This is a genomic window from Microcystis sp. LE19-10.1B (assembly GCF_027530565.1).
Taxonomy (GTDB): Bacteria; Cyanobacteriota; Cyanobacteriia; order Cyanobacteriales; family Microcystaceae; genus Microcystis; species Microcystis aeruginosa.
In genome coordinates this window covers 16,215-32,514 of the sequence record NZ_JAPZQM010000120.1, presented here as the reverse complement: position 1 = coordinate 32,514, position 16,300 = coordinate 16,215, and the positions used below count along the sequence as shown (strand labels likewise).

The 16,300-nt window shown below is 43.9% G+C and carries 15 protein-coding genes and 1 pseudogene; 8 read left to right on the top strand and 8 right to left on the bottom strand.

The window, feature by feature from the left end; translation table 11 throughout:
• Positions 1-226: 226 nt before the first annotated feature.
• Positions 227-868 (top strand): annotated as a pseudogene (locus O9332_RS04420) (glycosyltransferase); the annotation flags it as partial.
• Between the two features lie 274 nt (positions 869-1,142).
• Here O9332_RS04420 and O9332_RS04415 read toward each other — a convergent pair.
• Positions 1,143-2,567 (bottom strand): ammonium transporter, encoded by a 1,425-nt coding sequence (locus O9332_RS04415; RefSeq protein WP_288023856.1) that lies wholly within the window; start codon positions 2,565-2,567, stop codon positions 1,143-1,145.
• Between the two features lie 176 nt (positions 2,568-2,743).
• Positions 2,744-4,180 carry an ammonium transporter gene (locus tag O9332_RS04410; protein WP_288023853.1) on the bottom strand — a complete coding sequence of 479 codons (1,437 nt, stop codon included), beginning with the start codon at positions 4,178-4,180 and terminating at the stop codon, positions 2,744-2,746.
• 407 nt (positions 4,181-4,587) lie between these two features.
• Between O9332_RS04410 and ribD the strand changes: the two genes are divergently transcribed.
• The 4 genes from ribD to O9332_RS04390 all read left to right on the top strand — a co-directional run bounded on the left by ribD (position 4,588) and on the right by O9332_RS04390 (position 10,270).
• Positions 4,588-5,685, top strand: coding sequence for a bifunctional diaminohydroxyphosphoribosylaminopyrimidine deaminase/5-amino-6-(5-phosphoribosylamino)uracil reductase RibD (ribD, locus tag O9332_RS04405; RefSeq protein WP_288023850.1), 1,098 nt, complete (start codon positions 4,588-4,590; stop codon positions 5,683-5,685).
• 259 nt (positions 5,686-5,944) lie between these two features.
• Complete coding sequence (gene htpG, locus O9332_RS04400; protein ID WP_288023858.1) at positions 5,945-7,918, top strand: molecular chaperone HtpG; 1,974 nt, start codon at positions 5,945-5,947, stop codon at positions 7,916-7,918.
• 336 nt (positions 7,919-8,254) lie between these two features.
• Positions 8,255-9,757 (top strand): DEAD/DEAH box helicase, encoded by a 1,503-nt coding sequence (locus tag O9332_RS04395; protein ID WP_288023847.1) that lies wholly within the window; start codon positions 8,255-8,257, stop codon positions 9,755-9,757.
• A 162-nt stretch (positions 9,758-9,919) separates the two neighbouring features.
• Positions 9,920-10,270 (top strand): 4a-hydroxytetrahydrobiopterin dehydratase, encoded by a 351-nt coding sequence (locus tag O9332_RS04390; protein ID WP_002744294.1) that lies wholly within the window; start codon positions 9,920-9,922, stop codon positions 10,268-10,270.
• Here O9332_RS04390 and O9332_RS04385 read toward each other — a convergent pair.
• The 3 genes from O9332_RS04385 to O9332_RS04375 all read right to left on the bottom strand — a co-directional run bounded on the left by O9332_RS04385 (position 10,267) and on the right by O9332_RS04375 (position 13,517).
• Entirely contained in the window at positions 10,267-11,145 is an 879-nt protein-coding gene (locus O9332_RS04385; protein WP_288023844.1) for an NAD(P)-dependent oxidoreductase, read from the bottom strand. The genes O9332_RS04390 and O9332_RS04385 overlap by 4 nt on opposite strands.
• A gap of 90 nt (positions 11,146-11,235) precedes the next feature.
• Entirely contained in the window at positions 11,236-13,104 is a 1,869-nt protein-coding gene (locus O9332_RS04380; protein ID WP_288023841.1) for a BRCT domain-containing protein, read from the bottom strand.
• 245 nt (positions 13,105-13,349) lie between these two features.
• Positions 13,350-13,517 carry a hypothetical protein gene (locus tag O9332_RS04375; protein WP_158499341.1) on the bottom strand — a complete coding sequence of 56 codons (168 nt, stop codon included), beginning with the start codon at positions 13,515-13,517 and terminating at the stop codon, positions 13,350-13,352.
• A gap of 59 nt (positions 13,518-13,576) precedes the next feature.
• On the opposite strand from O9332_RS04375, the gene O9332_RS04370 reads away from it, so the two are divergent.
• Positions 13,577-14,209, top strand: a complete 633-nt coding sequence (locus O9332_RS04370) for a DUF3782 domain-containing protein (protein WP_288023838.1) — start codon at positions 13,577-13,579, stop codon at positions 14,207-14,209.
• Positions 14,210-14,528: 319 nt separating this feature from the next.
• Here the strand turns inward: O9332_RS04370 and O9332_RS04365 are convergent, their stop codons facing one another.
• Genes O9332_RS04365 through O9332_RS04355 form a run of 3 tightly spaced genes read right to left on the bottom strand, consistent with a single transcriptional unit; the run spans position 14,529 to position 15,229 of the window.
• The gene (locus O9332_RS04365) at positions 14,529-14,714 is read right to left on the bottom strand and encodes a type II toxin-antitoxin system HicA family toxin (RefSeq protein WP_002762193.1); all 186 of its coding nucleotides are present in this window, start codon (positions 14,712-14,714) and stop codon (positions 14,529-14,531) included.
• A complete protein-coding gene (locus O9332_RS04360; protein ID WP_002734968.1) occupies positions 14,711-14,935 on the bottom strand; it encodes a type II toxin-antitoxin system HicB family antitoxin in 225 nt (74 codons plus the stop codon). The genes O9332_RS04365 and O9332_RS04360 overlap by 4 nt, the downstream gene beginning before the upstream one ends.
• A gap of 45 nt (positions 14,936-14,980) precedes the next feature.
• A complete protein-coding gene (locus O9332_RS04355) occupies positions 14,981-15,229 on the bottom strand; it encodes a DUF433 domain-containing protein (protein WP_002762195.1) in 249 nt (82 codons plus the stop codon).
• A gap of 281 nt (positions 15,230-15,510) precedes the next feature.
• Between O9332_RS04355 and O9332_RS04350 the strand changes: the two genes are divergently transcribed.
• Positions 15,511-15,699, top strand: coding sequence for a hypothetical protein (locus tag O9332_RS04350; RefSeq protein WP_002762197.1), 189 nt, complete (start codon positions 15,511-15,513; stop codon positions 15,697-15,699).
• On the top strand, positions 15,696-15,986 hold the full coding sequence (locus O9332_RS04345) for a type II toxin-antitoxin system RelE/ParE family toxin (RefSeq protein WP_002744303.1): 291 nt from the start codon (positions 15,696-15,698) through the stop codon (positions 15,984-15,986). Before O9332_RS04350 ends, O9332_RS04345 begins: the two co-directional genes overlap by 4 nt.
• The last annotated feature ends 314 nt before the right edge of the window (positions 15,987-16,300 follow it).

The following is a 16,300-nucleotide window of genomic DNA, read 5'->3' as shown; positions in this document are numbered from 1 at the left end:
ATAGGGTCTGCTGAAAAAGTTTTTCCTGGGGGTAGGAGTCAGTAGCCGGTCGTCAGGAGCCGGTCGTTTTAGGCTTTGTTGCCCTTGTTTTTTGTACCAAGCGATGTACTACAAGAAGGATAATGCAAGGTTTTTGAACGTCCCAATCCTATTTTCGCAGCACTAACATCGGACTTTAACAGGTCAAAAGCTTTATTTTAAAAGGGTTTTACCATTATTCAGCAAACCCGAATTAATTCCCCAAATGATTGAAAAATGGCAAGAGGGTTATCAAGTAGTTTATGCCCAAAGAACCAAAAGAAAACAAGAAAGTTGGTTTAAAAAACTGACGGCATATCTCTTTTATCGTTTGCTTAAAAGACTAGCTGATGTGGATATTCCCGCCGATACAGGAGACTTTTGTTTAATGGATCGTCAGGTGGTAGATCTATTAAATTCTCTCCCGGAAAGAAATCGTTATATTCGTGGGTTGCGCGCTTGGATTGGCTTTCCACAAACTGCGGTTAAATTTGAGCGGGATGCGCGCTTTGCCGGGGAAGTAAAATATACCTTTAGCAAATCATTATCTTTAGCTATTAATAGCCTAGTATCTTTTTCCCGTGTCCCCTTACGTTTTGCCACCTATCTAGGATTATTTTCTGCCCTGATATCTTTGATTATGGCTCTGTTAGTATTATATTGGCGTTTACAGCAACCCGACTCACCGATCACGGGTTTTGCCACGATTATGATCGCTATATTTTTTCTGGGTTCTGTACAGCTAATTAGCATCGGAATACTAGGAGAATATATCGGCAGAATTTACGAGGAAGTTAAAGGCAGACCCACCTATACAATTGCTGAGTTAGCTGGCTTACAAATTTCTTGATTCTTGTCAGTAGGAATCGGTAATTTTTTGCTGTTTTGCCCATCTGGATCAAACTTGATCCGCCTTAGCGATCGCCAATTATTAAGCCTTGGCAGAGAGTTTCTCCGTCTCGGAGAATCTTCGCACAATAACGATCGAGCATTCTTTGCCAGCGACGGACAGGATCACAATCCCCGGTGACAGAGACAAGACGACCAAAAACGGAATTTTTTAGCCCAGTTTCACAGAGACGAAATTTCGCCTCTGTTGGCCGGACTGATAGCCGATTGAATCGCTAATAATTTTCTCGAGGATTTGTGCTAGGAGGATTTTCTTGGTAGGAAAAGCTGCTACCAAACTCGAATTCCTGTCCGTAGGCTTCCTCTCCGTGTTGAGGCACATCTAACCCTTCCGCTTCCGTATTCGGTTTAACCCGCAGCTCCATAAATAGACTGAGAACTTTCAGGATAACAAAAGTACCCACGGCAGCAAAGATATAAGTAGCGGCAACGCCAACAAATTGCGTCCAGACTAAGCCGGGGTTGCCAAATAGTAAACCGTCATTACCCAAGGAATTAACCGATTTAGTGGCAAAAACCCCCGTAAGCAGCGCCCCTATTGTCCCACCCACACCATGGACAGGATAGGTATCCAAAGAGTCATCAAAGCGCAATTTTGCCCGGAGACTAACCGCAAAAAAACAGGTAAGGGCAGTGATCGAACCAATCAGAATCGCACCGATGGGTAGAACAAAACCGGCAGCGGGAGTAATACCCACTAATCCCCCCAAAAATCCGCTAGCAATACCGATCGCTGTCGGTTTAGCCCGTAAAATCCATTCTATCAGCATCCATGTCAAACCACCAGCCGAAGCGGCGATCGTGGTATTAACAAAGGCTGTCGTAGCTAGGGAACTAGAGGAAAGCGCACTACCCCCATTAAAACCAAACCAACCAAACCAGAGTAAACCGATACCGAGGAGAACAAACGGCACATTATGGGGTGCATAGGTTTGAGTTCCAAAACTACGCCGCGGACCGATTACCCAAGCGGCCACCAGTGCGGAAATCCCAGAACTAATGTGAACAACGGTTCCACCGGCGAAATCCAGCGCCCCAGTGGCTGCCAACCAACCCTTACCCCAAACCCAGTGAGCTAGGGGAGAATAGATAAAGGTGGACCAAAGCAGTAAAAACCAAAAATAGGCCTTAAAGTTGACCCGTTCCACGATCGCACCCGAAATTAAAGCCGGGGTGATGATGGCGAACATCATCTGATAGACCATAAACACTTGATGGGGAACGGTGGGTGCATAACCGATATTGTCAGGTGCGGCGGCGGTGACTCCGTTGAGAAAAATCCAATCCAGACCACCGATAAAAGCTTCAATCCCTTCACCAAAACCACTTTTACCCGGGGTGACATCAAAAGCGAGACTATAACCCCAAAGCACCCAAGTTACACCAATTACGCCCATGGCTACCAAACTCATCATCATGGTGTTGAGGACGTTACGCGAACGTACTAAACCCCCATAAAAAAAAGCCAGTCCGGGGGTCATTAATAAAACTAAAGCTGAGGAGATCAGCATCCAAGCTGTATCTCCAGCACTAATCGGATTGGGGGGAGCGGCGGCGACGGTTTCCGCAAAAACCGGGGCAACTCCGAAATTGAATCCCAGTCCCAGCAAAAGCATGGTTATTCCTACGATCTTTTTCATTGACGGTTGGTGCCTAGTAGCAAGATTAATTTTTTCTGTCTGGAAAGAGACAAAAAACCGAAAGAGAAAAGGTTTAGAAGCTAATTATAGCCACCGATCGCATCGGGGCGAGGCCTTCTTCCTTTTCTCTTTAACTTTGTCGGGGATCTAATTAATCTATCTTTACAAGGTTCACCCTAACGACTGCTGGGCGTTTCCATGTCAACACTGGAAGCATAATAGCCACCAGTAACGATATCGGACTCCTTGACGAAACCGCTATAGGCTTCCATTCCGTGTTCACCCACATCCAAACCTTCCATTTCTTCTTCGGGAGTAACACGAATACCGAGGGTAGCCTTAAGGATTGTCCAAACAATACCACTAACAATCAGGGTAAATGCTCCCACTGCCACAATTCCGATAATTTGGTTAATAAACAGTTGGAATTGACCGGTGATTAAACCCGCATCTTTGTTGAAGATACCGACGGCTAAAGTTCCAAACACACCACAGACGAGGTGAACGGAAGTTGCACCCACCGGGTCATCAATTTTCAGGTTATCGAAGAAAGACACCGAGTAAACCACGACTACACCGGCAATTAAACCGATGATTGCCGCCGACCAATAGGATACACCATCACAACCGGCAGTAACGGCTACTAAACCGGCGAGAATACCGTTAATAATCATCGAAAGGTCGGGTTTACCATCTTTCGCCCAAGCGGTAAAGGTAGCGGCAATGCCACCTGCAGCCCCGGCGAGGTTAGTGGTGACAGCGATATAGGGTACAGTTTCATTAACTGCCAAAGTAGAGCCGGGGTTAAACCCGAACCAGCCAATCCAGAGAATTAAACAACCCAGGGTCGCGATACTCATGTTATGGCCGGGTAAGGCACTGGTGCGACCGTTGATGTATTTACCCATTCTCGGGCCGAGAATTGCCGCCCCGGTTAAAGCAGACCAACCACCCACCGAGTGGACCACCGTCGAACCAGCGAAGTCTTTAAAACCAAGGTCGGCTAACCAACCGCCACCCCAAACCCAGTGACCGGTGATCGGGTACATGATACCGACGATAATTAAGCTAAAAACGAGGAAATCGACGAATTTAATCCGTTCTGCCACCGCCCCAGATACAATGGTTGCCGCCGTTCCCGCGAAAGCGACTTGGAACAGGAAGAACACCGAGGTGGGCAAAGAGGCAGGCATGGCGTAGGTGGCAGGATCGCTACTGCTAAGGAACCAGCCTCCTGTACCGAAAAATTCGTTACTGACAGACCCAAACATCAGGGAGAAACCGATCGCCCAAAATGATATGGTGGAGAGGGCGAAAACGATCAGGTTTTTGGCGAGAACGTTAACGGCATTTTTCTGGCGACAGAATCCCGTTTCTAGCATCGCAAAACCCGCGTTCATAAAGATCACGAGGATGGCGGCAATTAAAACCCAGATTGTATTGAGGGCGTTTTGGACATCTTCGGGGGTTAGGGGTTTCGCATCCTGGGCGTGTACGGCCGCGTTCCAAACCACAAAAATAATCGCGGACAAGGGAACACAGGCTAACCAGACAGGGTTAATTTTCGGTAACAAACCGACAAGTTCCCCAGATTTTCGAGCAATTCGTTTCATCGTTAATTCATTTACTTTTTTGAGTTAGTAGGTCGATTCATTACTGTTGAAAATAATTACCGAGCAATTATGTCCGTTCAACCGCTAAATCCTAGGAACAGAGGTCAATCATTTCAGAAGACCAAACGCCTAGGGATTTATCTTGGGGTGTGAGTAGTCAATGTTTTTTGATCTTTGTTTTTTTTTATTTGAGATTTCTGTATCCTCTGATACGTTTCACTTTTAAATAACAATAGTAGATAAGTTATCAGTTATCAGATGTGAGTTTTCAGTTCACTGATTACTGTTTACTGGACGGCTACGCCGTGCCTTTGGCAACACTGAAAAAAGCTTCCCACTGATCACTGATTACTGATTACTGATTACTGATCACTGATAAAGTCTCCCCTCCTTTGGAGAAATAAACCATGGCCCGAGCAACGGAATTCGATCGCACAATGATGCAAAGATGTCTAACCCTTGCTAGGCAAGCCTTGGGGCGGACTTCTCCTAATCCTTTGGTGGGTTCTGTGATCGTTCACGAGGGTATAATTATCGGCGAAGGTTTTCACCCGGGGGCCGGACAACCCCATGCAGAAGTTTTCGCCCTGAGACAGGCGGCAGAAAAAGCCCGTGGTGCCACTTTATACGTCAATCTCGAACCCTGTAACCACTATGGACGTACTCCCCCCTGTAGCGAGGCAATTGTGCAAGCAGGCATTAAAAAAGTGGTGGTGGGGATGATCGATCCTAATCCCCTGGTGGCGGGGAAAGGCATTCAAAGATTAGAATCGGCAGGCATCGAGACGCTGGTGGGAGTGGAGGAGTCCGAATGTCTTCAACTCAATCAGGGTTTTATCCATCGCATCACCGCTAAAAAACCCTTCGGTATCCTCAAATATGCCATGACTCTCGATGGCAAAATTGCCGCCACTAGCGGTCATAGCACTTGGATTACTAGCCCCGCTTCTCGCCAAATAGTCCATCGACTGCGATCGGCCTGTGATGCGATTATCGTCGGCGGTAGCACTGTCCGTCAAGATAATCCCCACCTCACCACTCACGGCCTCTCCGATCATAATCCCCTGCGCGTGGTCATGACTCGATCGCTCGATTTACCTCCCTCGGCCCATCTTTGGGATACCAGTCAATTTCCCACGCTTGTCTATACACAAATTGATTCTAATGTCAAGCTTCAGCAACAATTATTAACAAAAGGCGTGGAAGTGATCGAACTCACCGAGGTGACACCCACTTTAGTGATGGAAAATCTCTATCAGAGAGGATTTTGTCAGGTTTTGTGGGAGTGCGGCGGCGGTTTAAGTGCATCGGCGATCGCTGAGGGCATGGTACAAAAAATTATCGCTTTTATCGCGCCCAAAATCATCGGGGGAATTAATGCACCCACTGCCGTGGGTGATTTAGGTTTCCAGCTAATGAGCCAAGCTTTACAGTTAGAAAATGTCACGGTTAATTATCTCAATCCCGATATTTTGATTGAGGGATATCTGCAAAGTAAACAGTAGAGCTACTGCAATTCTGGCTCAATCAGCAAATCTCAACCAACCGCTTGCAAAAGTCAAAAAGTCATCAATAACTGCGATAATCTGGCACTTACCCCTAATTTTTGCGATCGAGTTCTAGAAATCGCCCTGCTGCCGTTAAATGCCTTTATCGGTACGGTTATCACCCTAGAAAAAGTTGGGCAATCGCTCTGTGATCAATAGTGCCATTATCGAGCAAAATAAAAAAGTTAGAATAGTCAAGCCCTTAGTGATTGAACGTATGACGGTACTCGAAAAAGGTAATATCACGATTCATACCGAGAATATCTTCCCTATTATCAAAAAATCTCTCTACACTGACCATGAAATTTTTCTACGGGAATTGATATCCAATAGTGTTGATGCCATCTCGAAATTAAAAATGGCTTCTTTAGCAGGAGAAGCGAGAGGAGAAGTCCCCGAACCAGAAATTAATCTCGCCATCGATAAAGAAAATCGTACCCTATCAATTACCGATAATGGTATCGGGATGACGGCGGAAGAAATCAAGAAATATATTAACCAGGTTGCCTTTTCCAGTGCGGAAGAATTTATCAATAAATACCAAAAATCAGCCAACGATTTAATCGGTCATTTTGGCCTAGGTTTCTATTCGGCTTTTATGGTGGCTAAAAAGGTAGAGATTGATACTCTTTCCTATCAGGAAGGGGCTACCCCTGTCCATTGGTGCTGTGATGGTTCTCCGGAGTTTGAATTAACCGATTCTTCCCGTAGCCAAATCGGCACCACTATCACCCTAACTTTAATGGATGAGGAAGGGGAATATTTAGAACCTGCCCGCATTCGCCAGTTAGTCAAAACCTACTCAGATTTTATGCCCGTTCCCATTAAAATTGATGGGGAAGTGATTAATCAACAACGGGCTTTATGGAAAGAATCTCCTCAAAATCTGACTAAAGAAGACTACCTAGAATTCTATCGTTATCTCTACCCTTTCCAAGAAGAACCTTTACTCTGGGTACATCTGAATACTGATTATCCTTTCCTGCTCAATGGCATTCTCTATTTTCCCAAACTCAGACCGGATGTGGATGTCTCAAAAGGACAGTTAAAGTTATTCTGTAATCAGGTTTTTGTCAGCGATCATTGCGAGGAAATTATTCCCGATTTTCTGATCCCCTTGCGAGGAGTTATCGATAGTCCAGATATTCCTTTAAATGTGTCTCGAAGTGCTTTAACCAAAGATCGCACCGTTCGCCGTATTGCCGATTTTATTGCCAAAAAAATTGCTGATCGCCTCAAATCTCTCTACAATGAAGACGCAAAAGAATATATTCGTTGTTGGGGAGATGTGGGAACTTTTATTAAATTTGGTTCCTTGAAAGAGGATAAATTTAAACAGCAGGTAGAAGATATTTTAATCTATCGGACTACCTACAAACCCCCAGAAACCCCAGTACAAGTGGCAGTGCAAACCGCCGAAGGTGACGCATGGCAAGAAGCAACGGCGAAAACTCCCCTAGAAGCGATCGAACAGGAAGGTTATACTACTCTCAAAGCCTACCTAGAACGCCATAAAGAACGCCACGAAAATCGAGTTTTTTACTGTACCGATCCTCGTAGCCAATCCACCTACGTTGAACTCTACAAAAATCAAGGCTTAGAAATCCTTTTCTTTGATTCTTTCATCGATACTAATTATTTTATTCCTTTCCTAGAAAGAGAATACTCCGATGTGAAATTCACCCGGGTTGATTCTGAATTAGACTCGACGCTGCTCGAACAGGATCAAGCTAGTGAAATTATCGATCCCGGTAGTAATAAAACCCGGGCTGAATTGATCAAAGAAATCTTCGCCAAAGCCCTCGATAATTCCCGCATCAATATCAAAACTGAAGCCTTGAAATCCGATGATCCCCAAGGTACTCCCCCAGCAATTGTCTTACTTCCAGAAGCGATGCGACGCTTACAGGAAATGACGGCAATGATGCAACAAAAAGCCATGGCTTTCCCCGAAGAACATATTCTGATGATTAATACTAATCATCCCCTAATTCAACAAATTATCCAGATTAGTCAGGGAAGTATTGTTACTGGTAGCGGCGAATCTCCATCGGCGCAATTAGCGAAAATGCTCTGTCAGCACGTTTATGATTTAGCTTTAATCGCTCAAAAAGGATTTGATGCCGAGGGAATGCAAGCTTTTGTGGAACGTTCCAATCGCGTTCTGACTAAGCTAACCGAAAAGATTTAATCTATTGCAAAACTTTGGCTGTTTCGATATGCTGAGAGTGTGTTAGTTCACACTCTTTTTTTAACCTGATCAATATGATCTAACGATAAGCTATCTTACCGCCGTCAGCCTTGAATCAGTTATCAGTTATCAGATGTAAGTTTTCAGTTCACTTATACTGTTTACTGTTTACTGTTTACTGTTTACTGATAACTGATAACTGATAAGTAGGGAGGCACAATTATTTGTAGGATGGGTTAGCGGTAGCGTAACATGAGCGGGCGTTGGGTTTCATGCTTCAACCCAACCTACGTTCTGTTTACTGATAACTGTTTACTGTTTACTGATAACTGAAAAATGCGCTTACCCACCCTCAAATATGAGCGAGGAACCTTAATTCTCCATCCACCACCAAAAGGGAAAAAATGGCTAGATTTTGCCACTTGGGATGATCGTATCGAAAGATTTCGCATTTTGGCCATTCATTATCGTCCTCTCGTGGAAACTCTACAGGAGGAGGGCATTAACTTCCAAGATGAAGCAAAAGCTTTCAACAATTTAGAATTAATTGCCAGTTTTGAACGGGAACCCTACCCCCACCAAACGGAAGCGTTAATCGCTTGGAAAAAATCCCAGAGAAGGGGTGTCATTGTCCTTCCCACCGCTGCCGGCAAAACCTATCTTGCCCAATTAGCTCTACAATCGACTCCCCGCAGTACCTTAATTATCGTGCCGACTATTGATTTAATGCACCAATGGTATGCCCAGATGTTGGCGGCTTTTCCCGATGCCGAGGTGGGATTATTAGGGGGAGGTTCTAAGGATAATAGTGCTATTTTAATCGCCACCTATCAAAGTGCGGCAATTTATTCAGAAACTCTTGGCAATCGTTACGCTTTTTTGATTTTTGATGAATGTCATCATTTACCATCGGATTTCTTTCGGAAAATAGCGGAAGATTCGATCGCACCCTATCGTTTAGGCTTAACAGCAACACCGGATCGCGGTGATGGTAGTCATCAAGATTTAGATTATCTTATCGGTACAATTGTTTATCAAAAAAGTCCCCAAGACTTGTCAGGAAAAGCCCTAGCGGATCATGAAATAATTCAAATTAAAGTGAAACTATCCGCCCAAGAACAGGAAAAATATCAAGAAGCAATTAAAATTCGCAATGATTTTTTAAGAAGAAATAATCTCAGCTTGTCCGGTTTAGATGGTTGGCAAAATTTTGTCATGATTAGTGCCAGAAGTAGCGAAGGGCGCCGGGCCATGTTAGCCCACCGGGAGTCGAAGGAAATATCCTCTGGAACCCAGGGAAAATTGCGGGTTTTAGCCGAGTTAATCTGTGAACACCATCCGGAACCAATTTTAATTTTTACCAACGATAATGCCACAGTTTACCGCATTTCCGAGAGCTTTTTAATACCTGCCATAACCCATCAAACTCCCGTGAAAGAACGCCATGAAATCCTGACCCGTTTTCGTCAGGGAGAATACAAAATTCTGGTGACTTCCCATGTTCTTAATGAAGGGGTTGATGTGCCGGAAGCGCGCATCGCGATTATTTTATCGGGAACCGGTTCCACCAGGGAATATATTCAGCGTTTAGGACGGGTGTTAAGAAAAGGGCAACAAGAGGATAAACGGGCGATTTTGTATGAAGTGATAGCCGAAAATACCACGGAGGAAAAAACCTCCCAACGACGACGGGGAGAGCAGAAAAATAAAACTAGCTATAAAACTGGTAATCGACAATTGGAATTATTGCCTTCTCCTCCGAAAAAATCTTTTTCTTTCCCGAAAGCTGCCGAATCTTCTACCCCTTGGGTAAGTTCTCCAGAGTCAGAGGAAGAATAAAAAATTTCTCTGGGGGATTTTCATCTATAATAAAGGTAAGTAGGTAGGTGTTAAAAGTTGTCAGATACCCCCCTTATCAAGGGGGGCAGGGGGGATCAGAGGCAAAATCTATCTTCAATTTAATTATAACTACTTACTTAAAAAATCTAGATTGATACCCCTATGACCGAACTTGCCCAACAAAAATGTCAACCTTATCAATCGGGTTCTTCTCCTATCACTGCCGAGGAAATTACCGCTTTACAGGCTAAAATTCCCGATTGGAATCTCTTAGAATACGAGGGTATTCCCCGTCTGCAAAAACTCTATAAATTTGCCAATTTTCAAGGGGCAATCGCCTTTACTAATGCCGTGGGAGAAGCGGCGGAAAAAGAAGGCCATCACCCCGCTTTATTGACAGAATGGGGTAAAGTTACCGTTTCTTGGTGGACCCATGACGTGGGGGGATTACATCAAAATGATTTCATCATGGCTGCCCGTACCGATGATATTTATCGTCAACAAAATGCTTAATCGTAGGCGCGAATCATCGCTTGGGTTCCCTGTTTAATTCCCTTGCCTTCGTCCAATTCCGCTACTACTTTAAATAGAGTTTCCGCTAAATCTGTCCCGGGCAGAATTTCCCCGGCTGTCTGGGCAGTTTCTTTGACTAATCGCAAATCTTTTAAGATATGTTCAATCATAAAAGCTGGCTGTAAATCTTGGGCGAGGATTTTTGGTCCCAAATTTTCCAACGCCCAAGAACCCGCCGCCCCCGTTTTACAGACTTCTATGACTAAATTGGGGTCTAATCCTTGAATTTTTGCCATTTTTAGAGCCTCACACAGCGCCACCATGTGAACCGCCCCCAAGACTTGATTACAGAGTTTTACCGCTTGTCCGTTGCCGATTTCGCCACACCAGCGAATAGTTTTGCCCATGGCTTGAAAACAGGGCAAACAAGTCTGAAAATCCGCTTCTTTCCCCCCCACCATAATGGTTAAAGTGCCGTTTTTCGCCCCAATATCGCCCCCAGAGACGGGAGCATCGAGAAAACGGAGATTATTTTCCTCTAGCTTTTTACCAATCATCCTAGCGGCTTGAGAGCCAATGGTACTCATATCCACCACCAGAGTTCCCACCGCTGCCGATTCCATGACACCCCCCGGTCCTAAAATTACCGCTTCCACGTCAGGCACATCTCCGACGCAGGTAAAGACAATCTCGGCATCCCTGACGGCGGCGGCGATACTAGAACAAATGTTCGCACCTGATGCCCTGGCAATGATTATCCCCGGCGCTTCTGGGCTGCGATTCCAAGCATTGACAGCAAAACCTCGACGGACAAGATTAGCTGTCATAGGCGCTCCCATTACTCCTAATCCTAAAAAGGCAATTTTTTGACTCATAATTTTGGTAATCAAGGGAAAGGGGAGGTGTGGGGTGTATTTTCATTGAACAGTAATCAGTGAACAGTGAACTGATAACTGATAACTGTTTTAGGATTCTACCATTTGCAGAAATTGGGCTTCTGAAATGGTTTTTATGCCTAATTTTTGAGCCTTTTTGAGTTTCTCACCGGGAGCTTTACCGAGGAGAATATAATCAGTATTCGCACTGGGGGAACCGGTAACAGTACCACCGACATTAATAATCAATGATTTCGCTTTCTCGCGACTGATTTTGCTGAAGGTTCCTAGTATAACTACGCTTTTTCCTCTTAGGGGATTTTCTGCGGATTCTTGACTCTTTTGGACTATCTTTGCTGCCGGTTGCACTTCTAAACTTGTATCGGCAACCGTGATTTTTTCTGCTGTCACCACAGGAGTCGCCTTGGCAATCACCGGAGAGGTTTCCGGTTCTTCTACTACCGGAGTTTCCTTGGCAATCACCGGGGGGGTTTCTGGTTCTGCTACTACTGGAGTTTCACTAATAATTGCTTCTGGTTCATTAGTAATAATGGGAGCAGTTTGTCGAGAGAAATAGTCTCTTTCTTGCTGTAGGTTTTGAATTTTAACCTCTAAAGCGGCGATTTCTGCTTGCTTAGTTGCTAACTCGCCCTCAAACTTAATTTTTTCCTTTTCTAAAGCTTTAGCCGCCATTTTTTGGGCTTCTAAACCTTCAGTTAGTTGGCGATTTTGTTGGCTTAATTCCTCGATATGACGGGAAGTTGTGGCTTCCAATTGGTCTTTTTCGGCACTTAATTGGTGTAGTTGAATCTCTAAATTAGCAATATTTTCCCGATAGGTTTCTAACTGTTGGGGTAACTGGTTTAATCCCTGTAATTGCCCTTCTAAATCAGCAATTTTTGCCTGAGAATCAGCCAATTGTTGGGGTAACTGGGTTAATCCCTGTAATTGCCCTTCTAAATCAGCAATTTTTTCGGCAGCAGTGGTTAATTCTGCCGATAATTCCTCTTTCTGGACTTCTAAAGCTTGTAACTCCAGTTTAGCTGCTTCGAGACGAGCGCCGAGACTGTCCTTTTCGTCGGTTATAGCCGCCACTTGAGCGACGGTTTCTTGCAGTTTTATAGTTAAATTGTCGCATTCTTGCCCTAAAGAGAGCGATCGAGTTTGACTTACGGCTAAATCTTCGCTGAGAGACTTTTTTTGCTGCTCTAACCCGGTAATTTGACCCTGTAAGCTGGCTATTTCTTGCTGTCCTCGCTCATACTGTTCTGTTTGGTGAGCCAGATTCTGTTCTAAGGTTTGAATTTGACCTTGCCAGATGGGAATTTGGGCGGCTAAATCGCTTAATTCTTGGTTTTTATACTCTAAATCGGCCACTTTTGCCCTTAATTCCTCGGCTTTTTCTAGCTCTTGCTGTAAGAGAGTTTTATCCTGTTCTAGGGTCTGAATTTGACTATAGAGAGAGGTGGTCTGTTTTTTGGTCAAATCAAATTGACGGTTAATTTCACCTTTTTGCTGCTCTAAAGTTTGAATCTGTGCCTCTAGGCTAGTAATTTGGGCTTTTTCTCCCTCTAACTGCTCCATCAGACCAGCTTTCTCCGCTTCTATTTCCTTAGCGGTGGTTTTCAGTTGTTCAATTTCACTCTCACCTATCTGGACAGCTTGCTGGAGGGACTGGAGAGAATTTTCTAAATCCGTAGCTTTGTGCTGTAATTGGGCGGAATGTTGTTCTATGTAAATTATTTTGGCGTGCAGCTGCTGATTTTCGTCTTTTAAGTCTGATTGCGCCACGTCTAAACCCTTGACTTGAGCCAACAAATCTGAGTTACTTTGCTGTAATTGCGCTTGTGCGGCTAAAAGGGCGGTATTTTTGCTGACGAGACCAGAGCGCGACCAGAGGAATAGTCCTCCGAAAACAGCACTTAAACCTAATCCTTCATAAATTAATTCGTTGAGCATATCTACCCTCCTAGACAAGCGAAAAACAGTCACCTAACCGAACTGATGCGGCAATTTTGGTTATAGACCTACATCTCTACTTATATCAGTTACGGGGTGCATTCGGGGGAAGGGCGGGGAAAAAGTCACTTTTTTCATCCCGTTGTAAAAAGGTGATTTAGCTATTCGCGTTATGCTAATTTGTACCTGATCCCATTCTTGGGTGATTTCCAGGTTGATTTCTTCCTGATGGTCAAAATAGTAGCCTATTGCCGCAGGAACTTCGGCTGATAATTATCCATTGTCAATTGCCTATTATCCATTAAAAACGCGATCGCCTTTTGACCTTTGACCCCTTCCCCTTGAACTGCGATCGCTGATTTGTTGATAGTCAATAATTGATTGAAAAAACACGGATGAGAAGCTAGGGACATTTTTTCTGGGCCAAGTCGCTAGAATGGGACTAGACTCCTCAAGCTTGAAGAATCTTCCTATGTCAGACGCTGTAACGATCGCCGATATTTACAAGTTATTTGAAAGAACTGAGGCCCAATTTGCCGAGTTTCAAAAGGAAGCTGATCGCCGCAGTGCCGAAGCTGATCGCCGCAGTGCCGAAGCCGATCGCCGCAGTGCTGAAGCTGATCGCACGATGGAAGAATTAAAAAAACAGGTACAAGAAACGACCAAAGCGGTCAATAGCTTAACAACTCCTTTGTGTCTTTTTATAGAAGAAATGGTAGAGCCTGCGGTCGTGGGTTTATTTCAGAAATGGGGCATTGATGTCACCCAAACGATGAGTCGCTTGAAAAGTAAGCGTCCTGGGGCGGCAATGGAGATTGATATTGTGGCGGTGAATGGGAGCGAGTTGGTGGCTGTGGAATGTAAATCTCGACTGTCGAGGGATGATGTAGATGATTTTGTCAGCCGATTACAGCGATTTAAGGTTGCTTTCCCCCAATTTCGAGAGTTTCGGGTTTATGGGGCAGTGGCAGGCATTGAAATTGATCAGGGGATAGATGTCTATGCCTATCGGCGCGGTTTGTTTGTGATTAAGCAGTCGGGGGAAACGGTTAAAATTATTAATGATGTTCAGTTTCAACCTTTGGGTTTTGCTGAAGGTGTTTAATCTCTTTTTTAAGAAGGCGTAATTTTGCGATCACCTTTTTAATTAATAATGAATAGTTGATAATGTAAACTGTCAGGAGTCATTTTGGAAACCATCATGGAAATAAAAAACATTAAACAAAAAGCCAGAAATTTAATCGATAAATTGCCAGAAATTTTACAGGGGATGATACACAGGTAAATTAAATGTAATTGATTATGTTTAATTAATAGTAATAGAATTGGTGCGTTACGGCGGATTGTTAGTTTTATTTTATTATCCAAATTAGTAGCCGCAAACACGCACCCTACACTCTACAGCAGCTTAACAGGAGTCGCACTCATGGTTCTGGTATTTGTAAATCTCGACAAATTTTTCGCGTCAAGAATTCATTGATTTCACGATGGCGCGGAATGGCTGAAGATTTCTGATTGACACGATTTACATAAATCGTATGATTGCCGCCCTCTCTTAAGAATTCACAGCCATAATTTTCTAAATGACGAATTAAGTTTATGCGTTTCATGCAGCCCAGAAAGTAACAGACTCTCGAATCACTTCTTGTCCTTGCAGTTGCTCTTCAGCTAATATACGATTAGCTTCTAAAACTAGCTCAATTGCTTCTTCTAAATTGCTTCTAGTTTCTTCTAGAGTCTCTCCTTGAGTATTAGCTCCTGGCAATTCTTCGACAAAACCAATATAGCCTTCGGGAACTTTCTGGAATATTTTTGTTAGTTTTAGTTGCATGATTTACCTCAGAATTTTAAATTATATCACCCACCATCATTAAAGTTAGCGGTGCGTTACGGCTGCTGAAGTGAAGCTAACGATATAATCGGATACAGCCCAAGCTGCATAATTAAGAGCCTGACGAATATCTTCCTCCTCCAACTCTGGATAAGCCTCTAAGATTTCCTGAATAGATAACTGACTAGCCAACAGTTTCAAAACAAATCCTACAGTGATACGCATTCCTCGAATCGTTGGCTGTCCAAGACATATTTGTGGATTAACAGTAATACGGTCTAGCTCTCTAATCACCGTGGAACTCCTGAGATAAACTCCTCCTGTATTGTTACATACAGCAATGAATGTTGAGCAAGTTTCTGCGCTGCTGCGTGTGAATTAAGCGGCGACGAGAGTAAATATACAGCATTTATCCACCAACTAACACCAATCACGGGTTGAGGTTTCGTTGAGGACATCGAGAGGGAAAAGCCTTTTTGGATATTCTGAGCGTTAGCGGTGGTTTTAGAATACACCATCTCTAGGAGCCTATCTTGCTATAATGTAAACTGTCAGGAGTCATTTTGGAAACCATCATGGAAATAAAAAACATTAAACAAAAAGCCAGAAATTTAATCGATAAATTGCCGGATAATTCTACATGGGATGATTTGATGTATGAGATTTATGTGAGACAGGCAATTGAAGCAGGATTAGCCGATAGTGAGGCGGAAAAGGTTATTTCTGTGGCAGAAGTACGCACTAAGTTCAAGCTAGAGCCATGAAAGTTTTCTGGACAGAAACCGCCGTTAATCATTTATCATCCATCTACAACTACATATCACAAAACTCCCCTCAATATGCTCAAAGACTGGTGGAAAGATTGACCAGACGCTCAGAACAGATTGCTAATTTTCCCTTTTCGGGTCGTCTTGTTCCGGAGTTTGAAACTGAGCAGATCCGAGAAGTTATCGAGGGTTCTTATCGCATAATTTATTATATCAAGCCTGAGCAAATCGATGTTATTGCGGTACTTCATGCTGCCCGAAACATTGAAAATCCACAAGATTAACGATAATCCAAGACCATTGGGGGAGTAAATTAATGGCAGCAGTGAAGATTACCAAAAAAGGGAAGAAAGCTCCAACGGGTTAGCTATCCCTCTGGGAGGAGTGGGAGGCCAATAGTCCAGAAATTATTGAGGTGGCTCATCAGTTCATCTTGACTAATTGTCACAACCCGCAGCGGGCGATATTTCTCGATTGATCTTAAATCTTTGGTTGAGACTGCAAGAAAGCACGGTGCAGGGGAGAAAGTTGAAAACCCATCTCCCCTGGCCTCGTATTATTATCCGAGAAGTATTGAGTTCCAGGGCATTGATCGGCT

What these genes read in the sequence shown, in the direction of transcription:
- O9332_RS04415 (WP_288023856.1), bottom strand. Translation starts at nt 2,567, where the DNA reads ATGAAAAAGATCGTAGGAATAACCATGCTTTTGCTGGGACTGGGATTC.
- O9332_RS04410 (WP_288023853.1), bottom strand. Translation starts at nt 4,180, where the DNA reads ATGAAACGAATTGCTCGAAAATCTGGGGAACTTGTCGGTTTGTTACCG.
- ribD (WP_288023850.1), top strand. Translation starts at nt 4,588, where the DNA reads ATGGCCCGAGCAACGGAATTCGATCGCACAATGATGCAAAGATGTCTA.
- htpG (WP_288023858.1), top strand. Translation starts at nt 5,945, where the DNA reads ATGACGGTACTCGAAAAAGGTAATATCACGATTCATACCGAGAATATC.
- O9332_RS04395 (WP_288023847.1), top strand. Translation starts at nt 8,255, where the DNA reads ATGCGCTTACCCACCCTCAAATATGAGCGAGGAACCTTAATTCTCCAT.
- O9332_RS04390 (WP_002744294.1), top strand. Translation starts at nt 9,920, where the DNA reads ATGACCGAACTTGCCCAACAAAAATGTCAACCTTATCAATCGGGTTCT.
- O9332_RS04385 (WP_288023844.1), bottom strand. Translation starts at nt 11,145, where the DNA reads ATGAGTCAAAAAATTGCCTTTTTAGGATTAGGAGTAATGGGAGCGCCT.
- O9332_RS04380 (WP_288023841.1), bottom strand. Translation starts at nt 13,104, where the DNA reads ATGCTCAACGAATTAATTTATGAAGGATTAGGTTTAAGTGCTGTTTTC.
- O9332_RS04375 (WP_158499341.1), bottom strand. Translation starts at nt 13,517, where the DNA reads ATGTCCCTAGCTTCTCATCCGTGTTTTTTCAATCAATTATTGACTATC.
- O9332_RS04370 (WP_288023838.1), top strand. Translation starts at nt 13,577, where the DNA reads ATGTCAGACGCTGTAACGATCGCCGATATTTACAAGTTATTTGAAAGA.
- O9332_RS04365 (WP_002762193.1), bottom strand. Translation starts at nt 14,714, where the DNA reads ATGAAACGCATAAACTTAATTCGTCATTTAGAAAATTATGGCTGTGAA.
- O9332_RS04360 (WP_002734968.1), bottom strand. Translation starts at nt 14,935, where the DNA reads ATGCAACTAAAACTAACAAAAATATTCCAGAAAGTTCCCGAAGGCTAT.
- O9332_RS04350 (WP_002762197.1), top strand. Translation starts at nt 15,511, where the DNA reads ATGGAAATAAAAAACATTAAACAAAAAGCCAGAAATTTAATCGATAAA.
- O9332_RS04345 (WP_002744303.1), top strand. Translation starts at nt 15,696, where the DNA reads ATGAAAGTTTTCTGGACAGAAACCGCCGTTAATCATTTATCATCCATC.